A 17,229-nucleotide genomic window follows, 5' to 3' on the forward strand; every position below is an offset into this window, starting at 1 on the left:
GTGGCGATTCGGGTTCTAACCCGAATCGCCACTCACGACCCCGGCACCGACCACGCCACCTTTGCCATACCCCTCAATAGCTTGGCGGTGCCACCGGTGCGCTGTCATGTCCCATCGTGCGCCGAACCGGCAACCGGGGATGTCCACAGTGGACAGGCGAAGGTGGCGTTTCGGCCACCGGTCCGTGAAGGCCTCCTTACCTACCCTGAGGGTAGTGAGGGGCTCCATCACTACCCTCAGGTGCGGTCCCCGGGACAGCCGTGACGCCAGACCCTGGCACCCATGTTGCGAAAATGGCTTTCGCAACACCCGGATCCGGCTCAACTCGCGGAGGCCGTTACGGGCGCCGTCGTCGTCACCCTGGCAGGCAGCGGAGCGCCGTACTCGACCCGCACCCCGCGCTCCCGCGCCGCTTCGACGATCGCGGGAATGGCGCGTTCGGCCAGCGCGGCGATCGTCAAGGCCGGGTTCACGGTGAGCGCGCCGGGAACCGCGGAGCCGTCGGTGACGAAGATCCCGGGGTGGTCGCGCAGTTCGTGCCGGTCGTCGAGGGCCGAGGTCGCCGGGTCGTCGCCGATGCGGCAGGACGCGAGCGGGTGCACCGTGTAGGCGCCGACCACGTCATTGGTCCACGGCATGACCTTGGCCAGCCCGTCGCGCTCCAGGATCGACTTGACCTCGGCGTCGGCCATCGCCCAGCCGCTCAGGGTGTTCGGCGTCGGGTCGTACCGCAGCGAACCGCGGCCCAGCATCTGCTGGGAGATCCGGTACGCGTTGCCGGTCGGCGGCGGCGGGCCGAAGACGCCCTCGTTGTCGTCCTCGGTCATCAGGAAGATGGTCAGCCATGACCGCCACTTACTGAGCATTTCCTTCTTGGCGAGGCCGAACCAGGCCGGGCCGGTGGCGTCCGGTGCCTGGGCGAGGATCGTGCCGAGCCCCGGCGGGAAGTACAACTGTTCCAAGGAGAACCGGGTGTACTCGGGCCGCGAGCCGTCGAGCTTGTCCCAGTTCGCCACCACCGGGCCCTTGCCGATCTGGTTCGCGGCGTAGGCCAGTCCGCCCTCGCGGGACAGGCCGAGCACCTCGCCGACGCGGTCTTCGTCGATGAGCGCGGTGTTGAGCCGCTCGCCGTTCCCGGAAAAGTACCGGCCGACCGCGTGGGGCATCGGCCCGAGCTCGGGCTCGGAACGTTGCAGAATGACGGGGGTGGCCGCGGCGCCCGCCGCGAGGACGACGATCTTGGCGTCGATGGCGCCGCCGGGTTCCTGGAGCCGGTAGTCCACCTCGTCGACGCGAGTGTAGTGGATCCGGTAGTCACCGTCGTCGTTCCTGGTGATCCGCTGGACCTCGTGGAGCGGGCGGATGTCGGCGCCGTGGCTGACCGCGCCGGGAATGTAGTTGAACAGCAGCGACTGCTTGGCGTCGAACCGGCAGCCCGCCATCATCCAGTTGCAGTTGGTGCATTTCGCGGCGTCGATCCCGACCGGGACCGGGTTGGCGGTCCGGCCGGAGTGGTTGCACGCGGCGGCCCACAGCCCGCCGGCGTAGGTGACCTCGCTCCAGCTCTGCTTGCGGACCGGCACCACTTCCGAGACCCGGTCGTACCACGGATCCAGCGTGTCGCGGCTGATGGCCTCGGGCCACATGCGGCGTCCGATACTGCCGTGGCGGTCGAAGACGAACCGCGGTGCCCGCGGCAGCGCGGCGAAGTACACCACGCTGCCGCCACCGACACAGTTCCCGCCGAGCACGCTCATCCCGTCGCCCGCCACGAAATCGAACACCCGGGTGTACGACTTGCCGAGCAGGTAGTCGTGGTCGAAATCCTCACCGGAAAGCCAGGGCCCGCGTTCGAGGACGACGACGTTCGCCCCGCCCGCGGCCAGATGGTAGGCGGCGATGGCGCCACCGAATCCGCTGCCGATGACGACGACATCGGTCTTCTCGGTCGCGTTCATGCCAGGCTCCCTGATTCGGTGGTGTCCGGATGCGACTTCGCCAGCACCCTGCCGTACGAATACTTCGGGAACCGCCACAGGCCGTCGGATTCCGGTTCGGCGAAACCCATCGCGAGCAGACCGGGATGTCCTTGTTCGATGGCGTCGGTCGTGCTCATATGCGCGGCGCTGTCGTAGGCCATGTTGCTGAACAGGGCGAGCAGGACCCACCCGTCCTTCTCCGGATGGCCCGGCGTGGTGAGCCGCTCCACCAGCGCGGTCCGGTCGGGGAACGCCAAAGCCACGAACGGCGGAACGGATTCGTCCAGCGTGAGGCCGAGCTCGTGCGCATAGGCCGTCGCGTGCCCGTTGAGCGCGGCCGACAGCGGTCCGAGGCCTTCGGAGACACCCGTGGCGTCCCACTCGAGCAGTTCGATGGCACCGGCGGCGACCGCACCGCCCCCCTCCGACACCCCCGCGATCGCCCGGTCGTCCGGTGCTCGTTTCTCGCCAGGGATGATGGTGTCCGCGAACGCTTCGAGCGTCATCGTCTGAAGCTGGTAATCATCCATATTCCGATACCCTCGTCATCTGACCGGAGTGCTACGGGGGAATTCACTGTGCCGAGTGGACGGTCATGGGCAGGCCACCGCGAACACGCAGCGACAACATCGGTTCCGCGACGGCCTCGTATCCCGGCCGCTTCTTCAGCCGCAGCTCGCGGCTGAGCATCGCGATCACGAACACCGCTTCCATCATGCCGAGATTGCTGCCGACACAGAACCGGGGACCGGCCCCGAAGGGAATGTAGGCATACCGCGGACGGCTGCCCGTGTTCTCCGCGGAGAACCGTTCCGGCGAAAACCGCCCGGGGTCGTCCCAGAACTCCGGATGCCGGTGCAGTGTGTAGGGGCAGACCACCACATCGGCGCCGGCCGGGACCGGGTAGCCGCCGATTTCGTCGGCCTGCTGGGCCTGCCTGGTGAGGATCCACACCGGCGGATAGAGCCGCATGACCTCTTCGACGACCATGGTCGTGTAGGTCAACCGGTGCAGATCCTCGTAGGCGGGCGGCCGATCGCCGAGCACGTCCACCGCCTCGGCGTGCAGCCGCTCGAACACCTCCGGATGGCGGTCCACCAGATGGAAGGTCCAGCCCAGCGTGCTCGCGGTCGTCTCGTGGCCCGCGAGCAGCAGCGTGACCAGCTCGTCCCGCATCCGCCGTTTGGCGACCTCCGGCCGCGGCTCCTCCTTGGTCGAACCGATCAGCCGGGTCAGCACGTCGTCGCCATCGACGCGTGGATCGGCCTTGCGTTCGACCACCAGTGCCTCGACGATCCGGTCGAGATCCTTGCGCGCCTTGCGGAACCGCAGCTGCTTGGGCAGCGGGATCCACGTCGGCACCATGCTCAGTGAGACCATCTCGAACATCGCCTGGTCCTGCACCGCCTCGAACGAATGCCCGATCGAGTCGAACGCACCCAGATCGGCGTCGAGCAGGGAGCGCCCGAGCACGCCGAGGGTGAGCCCCGTCATCTCTTCGACGATGTCGACGGGGCCACCGCCCACGTGCGTTTTGAGCCTGCCGACGAGTTTCGCGGCCTCCTCGGCGACGACACCCGCCTGCGCGGCGATGCGTTTGTGCTGGAACACCGGCTGGATCGTTTTCCGCTGTTTGCGCCACAGCTCGCCCTCGCTGGTCAGCAAACCGTCGCCGAGGGCGCGTTTCGCCTGGACCAGGCCGATTCCCTTGTGGTAGTTGCCACTGTTGTCGGCCAGCACGTGCTTCGCATATTCCGGATGGTTGAAGAAATAGAGCGTCTTCGGCCCGATGGCGATCCGGGATGCGTCCCCGTAGGTGCCGGCCGCCGAGGTCATCAGGGCGAGCCGGTCACCGATGAGTTTCCTGAGCAGACCGAACGTCTGGGTACGCGGCGGGCCGGACAGCGACCGGGCCCGCTGCGGCGCGACGGTCATGTCCGCACGACCTTCTTGTCCTCGCCCGTGCCGTCCAGGGTCGCCGGCGGTGCGGGGGTCAGCGAGACCGTCACCTTGCCGTCACCGTTGGTCTCCGGTGTGGCGGCCTCGGCCCGTTGCTTCGCCTCGAACTCCTCGCGGGCCTTGTTGGAGAAGTGCAGGCCCCACAGGAACAAGCCGCGGACGAGACAGACGATCGCCGTCGCGAGGAAGATGCCGTACGCGATGTGCGCGACCATCAGTACGCCGTAGATGATCGCCACGCCGGCACCGAACGCGATCTGTGAAGCCGGTTTCGACGGGCTCGTCCCGGGGTCGGTCACCATGTAGTTGGTGAAGAGGATGAAGGCGACACCGGTCATCATGCCCAGCGCGGCGGGAATGGAGGTGTCGAAGAAGATGCCGCGGACGACCGCCTGCAACGCGAAGGTGATCACCCACGCGCCGATCAGCCACATCCGGCCGGTGAGTTTCCCGTTGAGCATGGTGCCGCCGAGGATGATGATCGCGGGCACCAGCCAGTCCACGAAGCCCGAGACATGCTCGGTGAAGTGGTACGGCGGCGCGATGTTCACCCAGGGGAAGATCAGCAGCAGCACGGCGATGCCGAAGTTCGACGGGTTCATGTAGTGCCGCAGCCTGCCCCGCACCGGGGCGCGCAGGACCCACTTCGTGCCGACCGCGACCACCACGCCGAAGATCAGCACCCAGACCTGGTCGTTGACGTAGATCAGCATGTTCATGGCGAGACTGGTGATGTGCGCCGGGTAGAGGAATTCCACCATCCCGCGAACACCCCGGCCCGCGTAGCGCGGTGCCCGGTGGTCGACCCGGGCGGCGAGTGCCTCCAGACCGATCTCCACGGTGTAACCGGTGGCCAGCGCGATGAACGGCCAGATCCACGGCTGCTCGAAACCCAGCAGCGCGTAGCCGATGATGTTGAACACCGAGATCGACATCGCGAAGTTGCGCAACGCGATGGTGACCTTGGGGTCGTGCCGCGGAGGTGCCGCGGTGCTCGTCGTGTTGTCAGCCATACCGATCACTTCTCCTTGGCCTGGGCGCCCAGCTGCAGGGTGTGCCAGCCAGGGGTCAACTTCAGGTCCTGCTCGTGGATCTGCCCGCTTCGGTCACGCCACTTCAGGTGGACCTGGACCGGGCCGTCGAGGTCGCCAAGGCCGATGTGCACCTCGTTGCTGCGCTTGCCGGAGTGGCCGCCGCCACCGTCGACGCGGCCGACGAGCTTGCGTCCGTCCGGGGTCGTCACCGTCACCTGGGCGCCGACCGCCGGCGTGCCGGGAGCCTGCCCTGCCGCGGCCTCGTGGAACAGGCGCAGCCCGAGGTGGGCACCGGTGTTCTTGGCGACGTTCTGGTAGAAGACCGGCTGGTCCCACTGCCGGGCCACGGCGAAGTCGAGCTTGCCGTCACCGTCGGAGTCACCGGTCGCGATACCACGGGTCGGCACCGGGACGTCGAGCTTCAACGCCCCGGAGATGTCGCCGTAGGTCCCGTCGGCGCTGCGGGCGTAGAAGGCGAGACGCTGGTTGCCCGCGATGTCGTCGCCGTGGTTCACGTTCGGCCACGCGCCGGGGTTGGACAGGATCCCGTCGTTGGCCGTGGCCAGCTCCTGCAGCTGCGGCCACCGGTTCACCTGGCCCTTGACGAAGCCGGTCGCCTGCGCGATCTCCACGGCGCCGTCGTTGTCGAAGTCGCCCGTCTTGACGTCCCAGCCCCATCCGGACCACGCGGTGCGCGAAGGACCGCTGGTGTCGGCGAACGGCGGCGTTCCCTCGGCGAGCTTGGCCCGCACGTCGGCCTGGTCCTTGGCCGTGTTCATGAACTGGAAGTTGCTCTCCTCGATGCCCCACGAGGAGGTGATGTTGCTGACGAACATGTCGTACAGCCCGTCACCGTCGAGATCGCCGAAGTCGACACCCATGCCCTTGAACGAGTCGATGCCGACCTGCTTGGACTTGGGGATGACCGGCGAACGCACGTCCTTGACCAAAGAGAACTTCAGCTTGCCGGGGGTGGACTGGTTGTACAGGAGGTTGTCCGGCCCGAAGTCGTTGGCGAGGTAGAGCTCCGGAAGGCCGTCGCCGTCGAGGTCGTTGGCCGCCGCGCCCAGCTCCCAGCCCTTCGACACGTCGACCGGCAGCGCGTCGTCGATGCGCTGATAACTCACCGACGGGCTCGGTCCCGCCGTCGCGCCGGTCCAGCGGAAGAAGTAGTCCTCGCCGCCGTTGTAGGCCGCCGACATGGAGTCGTTCATCTCGACACCACCGGACACCCGGTCGTCGAGGACCGGCCCGTGCGGGAAGTAGTTCGTGATGAGGATGTCGCCGTGCCCGTCGCCGTCGAAGTCGTCGAAGGCGACCGCGTTGGTGTTCCACTGTGGACCGTTGTACTCGGCGCCACCGTTGCCGGGGACCAGTTCGGTCGGCGTGAAGGCGGCGGGGGTGAGCTTGGTCGCGTCCGGCTTGGCCAGGAAAACGATCGGGGTGCGTCCCCAGTAGTAGACCAGCAGATCGGTCCGGCCGTCTTCGTTGAAGTCGCCCGGCAGGCAGCCCATCGGCGCGATGCGGTCGTTCATCGGCAGCGGGCCCGGCGACAGCGCGAACGGCGCGTACCGGTCCGCCTTCGCGTCCGGCGTCGGGGTGACGACGACCTGGTCGATCCGCGGATCGGTGACGCAGAGATCGTTGGCGAGGCGGTCACCGTCGACGTCGTTCATCGCGATGGCCGCGCCGACCGAAGAGATCCACGCGTCGATATGCCGATAATCCTTGTTGACCTTGCGGATCTCCTTTTGCGGGAAACCGCTCGGCATCGCGATCGAAACCGGGGTGAACCCGAATTTCCCGGCGAGATTCGCCGTCTCGGCGGCGGAGGTCGCAGGCTTTTCGGCGACCACGAACATGGCCGCCATCAATACCAGCGCGACGACGCCTGGTAGTTGCTTGCGCAACCAGCCGGCTACAGACTTCACTGACTGACACCTCCAAGAGAGACGAATTCTCCGGCGATACGATCGCGCCATGCTGCGAAAGCGGGCGATTCGCCGTCGACGACTTTGTCAGGGCGGAGGTCCTGGGTGATCTGCGCCGCTTTCTCGGCGGAGAAACCACACAGGATCCGAGTGGCCGTTTCGGTGTGCGGCACGAGCAATCCGGCCCGGATCCGCGCTTCCGCGCCGAACGCGCTGCCCTGTGCGACCTGGGGACGGAATCGGCCCGCCCGGTCCGCGAACACGCGCAGCTCCTGCTCGTCGGCCCCGCCGGCATAGGTCGCGGCGAGCCCGGCCCCGCTGTACAGATCCGCCCTGCGCGACTCGGGGAACTTGCCGATCATCGACGTGACCCGCGCGGCATCGGTACCGCCGACGAACCACATCGCGCGGCCGATCCCCTGGTCGATGGCGTTGGCGGCATAGCCGGCGCGGCCGTCGGGCCACGGGAAATCCCGCTCCTGGTACTGCTCGTGCACGTAGCGCGCGGTGTGGAAGTAGGCCTGATGGAACCCGTACCCGTCCAGCACGAGCCAGCGCAGCAGCGGATCGGTGGTCGCGCTCTTCGGCCAGCGGAACCTCGGCAGCCGCGCCATCGCCCAGCCGATTCCGACGTAGATCATGTAGATATGCGGCGCACCCGGACCGGCCAGGAATTTCTCGGTGAGCCCGCTCGGCCCCAAGGGCAGCCTGTCCCGGACGGTGAATGCCATGGCCGCACCCTCGTACGCGAATCCGCGGAACCGGGCCGGTACGGTTTCCAGGTTCTCCGCGGCCTCTTCGACGGTGCGCGCCTCGGCGGCGTACCCGTATCCCGTGAGGAACATTTTACCGACGTTCTCCAGCATTTCCTGAGCGGCCGGGTTCTTTTTGTGAAAACCGCGAACATCCAGCGATGTCGCCGAAACATTCGGTGTCAAGACCCGGCGTCGTAGTGCGCGCCAACCTGTCCCCAATGTGATCCGCCTCCGTATGTCCCTCGTTCGGCGATTCATCCCAGAGAGAGCTTCACAGGTGGGCGGCGGTGCGGGCCACTCCGAATGTGCTCTGGTGCAGCGTTCAGCCTGTCCACAATGGACATTGGGACGGGGTCGCTCACCGGTCGCGATGTGGACGGCGGGTCGAGAGGCGAGGCGAACGCGGCGTGAGATCGGGCATGTCGCGAAAGCCACTTTCGCGACGCTGGATGTCCCGAAAGTGGCTTTCGCGACATGCCCGCCGGACGAGGCGACACTCACCGCTCCGTGAAGGCCCCCTTGAGGGACTCTGGGTCCCTGAAGGGGGCTGAATTTGTTGACCTACGCGTGATCAGACACGAGTCTCGCGTGCTTGGAGACGTAACTCGCGTGATCAGACGCCGTACACCCGAGTGCGGCGAGTTACGCCTCCAAGCACGCGATTTACGTGCCTGAACACGCGAATTACGCCTTCGCTCTGCCCGCCACCCTGGCGAACGGGCCGGGCACCGCGGAACCAGGGACGAAAGCGTCCTTCGTCGCATCGGACGCGGCGAAGGGAGCCTTCACCCCGCCTCGGCCTCGCCGACGAACACGACACCTTCGACCTTCTCCCCGTTAGAACCCGAATCGCCACTCACGACCCCCCGGCACCGAGCTCAGCCGGCGTCGAGCGAAGCGAAATGCGCGCGGATCTTCTGCCGCCACAGCTCATAAGGCGGTTCGGCGGGGCTTCCGCCGTCGTGGACGGCCGTGCCGTCGGCCAGCCGCACGGCCGCGTCGACGGTCAGGTCGCCGAACGCGCGGACGGCCTGCTCACTGTGTTCCGGCACGAAACCGGCGTGGACCCTGGCTTTGGCCGCGAACACCATGCCCAGCGCGAGATCGGGCCGGTAGCGCCCGGCCGCGCGGCGGAGGTCCGCCAACCCGTCCGGCGGGCACCCACCGGCGAAGGTCGCCGCGAGACCGACCCCGCTCCACAGGTCCGGTCCGCGTTCCTCACTGAAGCGTCCGACAGCCTCGGCGACGGCCTCGGGAACGGCGCCGTTGATGAACCACAGCGCCCGCCCGATCCCCTGGTCGATCGCTCGCGGGAAGTACTCCGGGCAGCCCTGCCACGGATACGGCTTCGGGATCCGCTGCTCGTCCACCCACTTCCGGGTGTCGAAGTAGGCGCGGTCGAAGCCGTAGCCGTCGACGGCGAGCCAGCTCATCGTCGGGTGATAGGGCGACGAGCTCAGTGCCGGGATCACCTTGCCCCACAACGCCCTCGGCAGCCTGGCCATGGCGAAGCCGATCCCGATGTAGGCGAGGAAGATATGCGGCGCGCCCGGTCCTTCGAGCAGCTCGCGTGTCCGCGTGCCCCGGCCGCCGCGCATGGCGTCCAGCACGGTGCAGGCCATGGTCGCGCCCTCGTAGGCGAAGCCGAGCTGCTCGGGCAGGACCAGTTCGAGCCTGCGCTCCAGCTCCCATTGATCCCTGGCGTCGATCCCCCATTCGAACCCGCAGAGCACCGCCTGCGGGATCGCCTCGAGGGTGCCGGCCGCGGGCGCGGCCGCCGCCGGGAACCCCCGTCTGGCGAAGGTCACGTCGCGCAGCTGCGGGGTCAGGACGTACCTGCGAACGGATCCGAGTGCGGTGGGCATGGTCTGCTCCTCAACCCCACGGGGCGACGGGGTACCAGGGGATGATGTCGCGCCGTGCCAGCAGGCGGACATCCCAGTACAGAACGGTGAACACGCCGGCCACGATCAGCGAAACCGCGATCAGCACGGTCAATCTGCTCGGTCTGGCGGCGATCCACCGCCGGAGCCGTCCACCGGCGAAGGTGGCGAGGATCAGGAACAGGATCGCCATGATCACGATGTTCCCGACCGACTGCAGGACGAACGCGGCCGCGCCGTAGAGCGGGTTGTGACTCTCCGCCGCGTCACGGAACATCTGCCGGAACAGGGCGAACGGCCTGCCGATCAGGAAGCCGCCGATCAGCACTCCCATGAACACCATCGGCGCTTGGGGAAACCGCCGCGAGATACGCGCGAACGGGTCGGGCACCACCTTGAGCGCGGCCAATCCCAAGTAGAACATGATCAGGCCGATCAGCCCGAACACCACCAGCGACTGGACACTGCGCGCGGACAAGGCGCCCGGCGCGTTCGGCGACGTCGCGAATTGGGGCATCTTCGTGCCGACGAAGCCGACCACCGCACCGTAGGCGGCCGAGATCGCGATCATCCCGACCGACAGCCAGCCCAACGGTTTCAAGGCCTGCGCGAACCTCGTCCACCTGCTTCCGGTCGAGCCCAGCATGGGCGCCATCGCGCCGAACACCGCGATATTGCACGCGGTGAACGTGCCGGCGATTCCGGAGACCAAGGCGAACATGATCCCCGCGGCGACCCCGGCGATCGGGGTTTCCTTCACGTCGTGCCCGAGCAGCGTGTTGGCCACGTTGTCGCCGATGACCCGGTCGACGAACTCCGCCGACCAGACGACCGTCAGCAGGAATCCGCCGATACAGCTCAGTAAAATGATCAACCATCGTCTGCCGGGAACGTATCCCGGCACGAACGCCGATGACGCGGGCGAGTCGCCCACCTTCACGGATTTCACGCTTTGCTGCACCATCTGCGTCCCCTCGACCGAGAGCTGTGCCTCGGACAACATAAACGACAATCGCCCCGCGAGGCGCCACCGAAGGGGATGACCGCACATTCCGACAAGATGTTCGGGATCGTGCTCAATATCCGAGGTTCGCCGTCCGGCGTCGGCGCGGGCCTGCTTCGTGATCACCGGGCCACTCCGTCGGACACCAGCGTAACCGCCTGGTCAGCCTACCGGGAGTCGCCGATTCATAACGCTTCCATGGAATTGCACGCCGCCCCGATAAATCACGCCGTTATGCCGTTTCGGCTGCTCACAGGCCGACTGACCGCACATTCGAAGATGCCCCGGGAGACGTCAACAGGCAGCCTCGAGTAGCAGGTTGGCGAGTTTATCCTTTCACCGAATAAGTGCCGCATTCGGCGAGTGCTTTTCTGTTTATCGACATCATCGGCGGAGGACCCGGAGAATGATGAGCAACACGCGAATAGCAATCGTCGGCATCGGCCTACGCTATCCGGACGCGAGTTCCACCGACGAATTGTGGGACAACGTCCTCGCAGGTCGCCGGGCGTTTCGCCGCCTCCCCGACGAGCGGATGAACCACACCGACTACTTCTCGGCCGACCCGGCCGCGCCGGATCGCTTCTATTCCAGCAAGGCCGCCGTGCTGCGTGATTTCGAATTCGACCGGGTGAAGTACAAGGTCGCCGGCAGCACGTTCCGATCGACCGACATGACCCACTGGCTCGCCCTCGACGTCGCGGCACAGGCGCTCGCCGACGCCGATTTCCCTGGCGGTGAAGGACTTCCGAAGCAGTCCACCGGTGTCGTCATCGGCAACAGCCTCACCGGTGAATTCGCCCGTGCCAACCTGATGCGGTTGCGCTGGCCTTACGTGCGCCGGACGGTGGCCGCCGCGCTGGCCGAAAAGGGCTGGGACGACGGCACGGTCGCCGAGTTCCTCCAGACCCTGGAGCCGAAGTACAAGGCGCCGTTCCCGCCGATCGACGAGGACACCCTCGCGGGCGGGCTCGCCAACACCATCGCCGGGCGGATCTGCAACCACTTCGACCTCGCCGGGGGCGGGTACACCGTCGACGGCGCCTGCTCCTCGTCCCTGCTTTCCGTTGTCACAGCGGCGAAATCCCTCATCGAAGGCGACCTGGACGTCGCTCTCGCCGGCGGCGTGGATCTCTCGATCGACCCGTTCGAGGTGATCGGTTTCGCCAAGACCGGCGCGCTGGCCACCGGGGACATGAAGGTGTACGACCGGGACTCCAACGGCTTCTGGCCCGGCGAGGGCTCCGGCGTCGTGGTGCTGATGCGCGAGCAGGACGCACTCGCCCGCGGCAAGAAGATCTACGCGTCGATCACCGGCTGGGGCGTGTCCTCGGACGGCAAGGGCGGCATCACCCGCCCGGAGGCGAGCGGGCACCGGCTGGCCATTTCCCGTGCCTACCACCGGGCGGGTTACGACGTCGGGTCGGTTTCCTACTTCGAGGGCCACGGCACCGGGACCGCGCTGGGCGACGCCACCGAGATCACCGCGCTGTCCTCCGCCCGCCGTGACGCCGCCCCCGAAGCCCCCAAGGCCGCGCTCAGCTCGGTCAAGGGCAACTTCGGGCACACCAAGGCCGCGGCCGGGGTCGCCGGGCTGATCAAGGCCGCGCTCTCGGTGCACAACCAGGTCATCCCGCCGGGCACCGGCCAGCAGGATCCGCATCCGTTGCTGCTCGAGGACGACGCGACGATGTTCGTCCCCGCCGACGCCCGGCTGTGGCCGCAGGACCAGGAAATCCGCGCCGGTGTCTCGGCCATGGGTTTCGGCGGGATCAACACGCATATCGCGATCGAGCAGGCGCCAGGGGTGCGGCGCCGTACCGAGTTGCCGAACCGCGCCACGAACCTGGTCGGCGGCCGTCAGGACGCCGAGGTGCTGCTGCTGGACGCGGCCGACGCGGACGCGCTGCGCGACAAGATCGCGGGTCTCGAAGAGCTGGTCGCGAAGCTGTCCTACGCCGAACTTTCCGACCTGGCCTTCACTCTCGCCGGATCGCTCTCCGGCCGGCCCATGCGTGCGGCGCTCGTCGCCACCGGGCCGGAGGAAGCCGTCCGCAAACTGGTCAAACTCCGCGCACTGCTCGGCTCGGGAACGACCAAGATCTTCAACGCCTCCGAAGGTATCTTCGCGGGACTGGGCGGCAAAGCACCGAAGATCACTTTCCTGTTCCCTGGTCAGGGTTCCGGCCGCGGCGCGGTCGGCGCGATCCGGCGCCGGTTCCCGATCGCCGAGGGCATCTTCCGTGAGGCCGGCGTGTCCGCCCACGGCGACCAGGTGGCCACCGAGGTCGCACAGCCGCGGATCGTGGCCGGCTCGGTGGCCGCGCTGCGGGTGCTGGACAACCTCGGCATCGAGGCGAACGCGGCCGTCGGGCACAGCCTCGGTGAGCTCACCGCGCTGTCCTGGGGCGGGGCGATGGACGGGACGAAACTGCTCGAGCTCGCGGCGATCCGCGGCAAGGTGATGGCCAGTGCCAGCCGTGGTGGCGGCACGATGGCGAGCCTCGGCACCGACCCGGAGAAGGCGCTGCACCTGGCGAACGGGCTCGGCGTGGTCATCGCCGGTTACAACGGGCCCGACCAGACGGTCGTCTCCGGCGCCGTGGAGGCGGTCGATCTGGTCTGCAAGAAGGCGGTCGCCGCGGGTGTCAACGCGACCAGGATCAACGTCTCCCACGCGTTCCACTCCCCCTTCGTCACCCCGGCGGCCGGAGCGATGGCCGAGCGGCTCGCCGGGATCGGCTTCCGCCCGCTGACCGGGAACGTCGTGTCCACCGTGACCGGCGACGTCCTCGCCCCCGACACCGACCTGCGTGAGTTGCTGCGCGAGCAGGTGCTCGAGCCGGTGCGTTTCCACGCCGCCGCCGCCAAAGCCGTCGAGGGCGCGGATCTCGCGCTCGAGGTCGGGCCCGGCCGGGTCCTCGCCGGACTGCTGACCGGGATCTCCCCGGACACACCCGTGTTGTCGATGGACACCGACAACACCTCGCTGGCTCCGCTGCTGTCCGTGGTCGGTGCCGCGTATGCGGCGGGCGCCTCGATCGACACCACCGTCCTGTACGCCGGACGCGCGGTGAAACCGCTGCCGCCGGAGGCCGAGTTCAGTTTCCTTGCCAGCCCTTGCGAAACGGCCCCGGAGATCAGTGCGGAGCTGCTCGTCGCCGCCGACGTGCCGAACCCGACGGGCACCGTCACCGAGGCAACGGACACGAAGACCTCCACGCTGGAATTGCTGCGCAGGCTGGCGGCCGACCGCGTCGAGCTTCCGCTGGAAGCCGTCGGCCCGGACACCCACCCGCTCGACGACCTGCACCTGAGTTCGATCACCGTCGGCCAGATCGTCAACGAGGTCACCCGCGAGCTCGGCAGGCCGCCGCTCACCGCGACGCCGAACTTCGCCACCGCGCGGTTCGGTGAACTGGCCGAGATCATCGACCAGCTCGCGGACACCGCGCACGACGCCGGGCAGCCGTCGGGAGAGGCACCGGGGGTGGCGTCCTGGGTGCGCCCGTTCGCGGTCACCTGGACCGAGCAGCCGCGTGCCGTCGCCGCACCGCACGCCGGCACGGAGACGAGTGACTGGGCGGTGTTCGCCCCCGATGGACACCCGCTCGCGGAGCCGCTGCGGACGGCGCTGGCCACCGCCGGCCTCGGCGAGGGTGTGCTGCTGTGCCTGCCTCCGGACTGCGACGAGCACCAGGTCGGGCTGTTCCTCGACGCCGGCCGCGCCGCGGTGTCCCGGCCGAACGGCACCCGGTTCGTCGTCGTCCAGCAGGGGCTCGGCGCCTCGGGCCTGGCCAAGACACTGCACCTGGAAGACCCGTCGGCGCCCACGACGATCGTCGAGCTCGCTGACGTCGTGCCGGTCGATCCGGACGAGATCCGGCTGGCGGTGACGCGGGTCGTGGCCGAGACGGCGGGCACCGCAGGTTTCGCGGAGGTGCGGTACGCCGCGAACGGCACGCGCTCGGTCCCGGTGCTGCGGCCGATGCCCCGGCTCGCCGCCGAGCCGTCGAACCTCGGCGACACGGACGTCCTGCTCGTGACCGGTGGCGGCAAGGGAATCACCGCGGAAAGCGCCTTGGCCGTCGCCAAGGATTCCGGCGCGAGGCTCGCCCTGCTCGGCCGTGCCGACCCGGCGGAAGACACCGAACTCGCGGCCAACCTGGAGCGGTTCGAAGCCGCCGGTGTGCGGTTCTCCTATCACCGCGCCGACGTCACTTCGGCAGGCCAGGTCGCCGCCGCGGTGACGGCCGCCGAGGCGGAACTGGGCCCGGTGACCGCGATCCTGCACGGCGCGGGCCGCAACGAGCCGGACTCGCTGTACAGCCTCACCGAGGAGAAGTTCCGCGCGACACTGGCGCCCAAGATCGACGGGCTGCGCGCGGTACTGGCCGCCGTCGATCAGGACCGGATCAAACTGCTCATCACGTTCGGCAGCATCATCGGCCGGGCGGGCCTGCGCGGAGAGGCGCACTACGCCACCGCCAACGACTGGATGAGCGAACTGGCCGTGCGTTTCCAGGCCGAACACCCGCGGGCGCGGGCGATCGCACTGGAGTGGTCGGTCTGGTCCGGCGCGGGCATGGGCGAGCGGCTGGGTGTCGTCGAGGCGCTCGAACGGGACGGCATCACCCCCATCTCCACCGAGAACGGCCTCGCGGTGCTGCGCCAGGTGCTCGGCGACCCGGAACTGGGACCGGTACTGGTGGTGAGCGGGCGTACCGGCGGGCTGCCGACGCTGGCCATGCGACGTCCGGCGCTTCCGCTGCGACGCTTCCTGGACCGCACTCTCGTGCACTACCCGGGTGTCGAACTGATCACCGAGGCGGGCCTGTCCGAGAGCAGCGACCCTTACCTGTCGGATCACCTGCTCGACGGTGACCTGCTGTTCCCGGCGGTGATCGGGATGGAGGCGATGACGCAGGCCGCCATCGCGCTCTCCGGGAACGACGGTCCCCCGGTGCTGGAGAACCTCGAGTTCCTCCGGCCGATCGTGGTGCGACCGGACGGCTCGACCACGATCCGCCTCGCCGCGCTCGCCGTCGACGGGGACACCGTCGACGTGGTGATCCGCAGTGAGGAGACCGGTTTCGGCGCCGACCACTTCCGCGCGACACTGCGCTGGCCGCGCCAGGACCTGTCCGGGGAACCGGCGGCCGTCGCGACCGGGCTGCCTCCGGTCCCGGTGGACCCCGCCGCCGAGCTCTACGGCGGGATCATGTTCCAGGGCAAGCGTTTCCAGCGACTGCTCGGCTACCGGCGGGCCGGTGCGCGGCACGCCGTGGCCGAGGTCGACGCCCGTCACCAGACCGGCTGGTTCGACACGTTCCTGCCGCAGGAGATGGTGCTCGCCGACCCGGGCACGCGGGACACCGCGATGCACGCGCTGCAATGCTGCGTCCCGGACGCCACCCTGCTGCCCGAACGGATCGAGCGGATCCACCTCATGCCGCCGGACGACGTGCCCGACTATGTCGTGCTCGACGCGAAGGAGCGTGTGCAGGACGGCGACAGCTACACCTACGACATCGACCTGTTCACGCCGGACGGCTCATTGCTGGAGCGCTGGGAAGGCCTGACGCTGCGGGCGGTCCGCAAGAACGACGGTGCCGGCCCGTGGGTCGCGCCCATGCTGAGCGGATACCTGGAGCGCTCGCTGGAGCGGGTGCTCGGTGGTAGCAGGGCGGTCGTGGTCGAGCCCGACCCCAAGGCCGTGGCCGTCTCCGAACGACGTGCGCAGACCGCGCTCGCACTGGGCAGGGCACTGAACAAGCCGGTATCGGTGCGCTACCGGCCCGACGGCAAGCCGGAAATCGACGGCGCCGAGGTCTCCGCGGCCCACGGCGCGGGTCTCACGCTGGCACTGGCGGGCACCGGACGGATCGGCTGTGACGTCGAGGTGGCACTCACCCGCTCCGAACGGGACTGGGCCGAACTGCTCGGCGAGCGGCAACTGTCCGTCCTGAGCCTGCTCGGCGACGAGATGTCCGTGGCGGGAACCCGGATCTGGGCCGCGCTGGAATGCCTGCGCAAAGCGGGCGCGACGACCCAGGCGCTCACCGTCGACAAGATCCACGCCGACCGGTGGGTGACCCTGTCCGCCGGGGACGCGGTGATCGCCACCTGGGTGACCCGGATCGAGGACCTCCCCGATCCGGTCGTGTTCGCGGTACTGACCGGCAAGGAGGGGCGCTGATGCCCGGCTATTTCGAGATCCGGCACACCGTCGGGTTCGAGGAGACGAACCTCGTCGGCAATGTCTACTACGTCAACTACCTGCGCTGGCAGGGACGGTGCCGGGAGATGTTCCTGCGGGATCGCGCGCCGGGCGTGCTGGCCGAACTCCAGGACGACCTGAAGCTGTTCACGCTCAAGGTCGAATGCGAGTTCTACGCCGAGATCACCGCCTTCGACGACCTGTCGGTGCGCATGCGGCTCGAAGAACTGACGCAGACCCAGATCCAGTTCAGCTTCGACTACGTGCACCTCAAGGAAGGCGTCGAGCTCATGGTGGCCAAGGGGCGGCAGCGGGTCGCGTGCATGCGCGGCCCCAACGCCGACACCGTCCCGGCCAGGGTGCCCGAAGAACTGCGGGCGGCACTCGCCCCGTACGCCGAATCGCCGTCCGCCGCCCGCGCGGCGCTCATGACCGCGGGAGGATGAGATGACCAGCAACGGGCAG

The 17,229-nt window shown here is 68.3% G+C and carries 10 protein-coding genes; 2 read left to right on the top strand and 8 right to left on the bottom strand.

Features of this window, described 5'->3' with window-relative positions; translation table 11 throughout:
- Positions 1–320: 320 nt before the first annotated feature.
- From ACLJO0_RS32545 to ACLJO0_RS32580, 8 genes are all read right to left on the bottom strand, one after another.
- Positions 321–1,958 (bottom strand): FAD-dependent oxidoreductase, encoded by a 1,638-nt coding sequence (locus tag ACLJO0_RS32545; RefSeq protein WP_410582774.1) that lies wholly within the window; start codon positions 1,956–1,958, stop codon positions 321–323.
- On the bottom strand, positions 1,955–2,509 hold the full coding sequence (locus ACLJO0_RS32550; RefSeq protein ID WP_410582775.1) for a DUF5987 family protein: 555 nt from the start codon (positions 2,507–2,509) through the stop codon (positions 1,955–1,957). The genes ACLJO0_RS32545 and ACLJO0_RS32550 overlap by 4 nt, the downstream gene beginning before the upstream one ends.
- Positions 2,510–2,552: 43 nt before the next feature.
- Positions 2,553–3,914: a cytochrome P450 gene (locus tag ACLJO0_RS32555; protein WP_410582776.1), complete on the bottom strand. Its 1,362-nt coding sequence runs from the start codon at positions 3,912–3,914 to the stop codon at positions 2,553–2,555.
- Positions 3,911–4,951 carry an enediyne biosynthesis protein gene (locus tag ACLJO0_RS32560; protein WP_410582777.1) on the bottom strand — a complete coding sequence of 347 codons (1,041 nt, stop codon included), beginning with the start codon at positions 4,949–4,951 and terminating at the stop codon, positions 3,911–3,913. Before ACLJO0_RS32560 ends, ACLJO0_RS32555 begins: the two co-directional genes overlap by 4 nt.
- Before the next feature lie 5 nt (positions 4,952–4,956).
- A complete protein-coding gene (locus tag ACLJO0_RS32565; protein ID WP_410582778.1) occupies positions 4,957–6,903 on the bottom strand; it encodes a CRTAC1 family protein in 1,947 nt (648 codons plus the stop codon).
- Positions 6,900–7,916 (bottom strand): DUF1702 family protein, encoded by a 1,017-nt coding sequence (locus tag ACLJO0_RS32570; protein ID WP_410582779.1) that lies wholly within the window; start codon positions 7,914–7,916, stop codon positions 6,900–6,902. The genes ACLJO0_RS32565 and ACLJO0_RS32570 overlap by 4 nt, the downstream gene beginning before the upstream one ends.
- Before the next feature lie 620 nt (positions 7,917–8,536).
- The gene (locus tag ACLJO0_RS32575; RefSeq protein ID WP_410582780.1) at positions 8,537–9,523 is read right to left on the bottom strand and encodes a DUF1702 family protein; all 987 of its coding nucleotides are present in this window, start codon (positions 9,521–9,523) and stop codon (positions 8,537–8,539) included.
- A gap of 10 nt (positions 9,524–9,533) precedes the next feature.
- Positions 9,534–10,505: a hypothetical protein gene (locus ACLJO0_RS32580; RefSeq protein ID WP_410582781.1), complete on the bottom strand. Its 972-nt coding sequence runs from the start codon at positions 10,503–10,505 to the stop codon at positions 9,534–9,536.
- 448 nt (positions 10,506–10,953) lie between these two features.
- Between ACLJO0_RS32580 and ACLJO0_RS32585 the strand changes: the two genes are divergently transcribed.
- On the top strand, positions 10,954–16,743 hold the full coding sequence (locus ACLJO0_RS32585) for an SDR family NAD(P)-dependent oxidoreductase (protein ID WP_410582783.1): 5,790 nt from the start codon (positions 10,954–10,956) through the stop codon (positions 16,741–16,743).
- Positions 16,743–17,210: an acyl-CoA thioesterase gene (locus ACLJO0_RS32590; RefSeq protein ID WP_410582785.1), complete on the top strand. Its 468-nt coding sequence runs from the start codon at positions 16,743–16,745 to the stop codon at positions 17,208–17,210. The genes ACLJO0_RS32585 and ACLJO0_RS32590 overlap by 1 nt, the downstream gene beginning before the upstream one ends.
- Positions 17,211–17,229 lie beyond the last annotated feature (19 nt).

It is taken from the genome of Amycolatopsis sp. lyj-108 (genome assembly GCF_046549005.1).
Taxonomy (GTDB): Bacteria; Actinomycetota; Actinomycetes; order Mycobacteriales; family Pseudonocardiaceae; genus Amycolatopsis.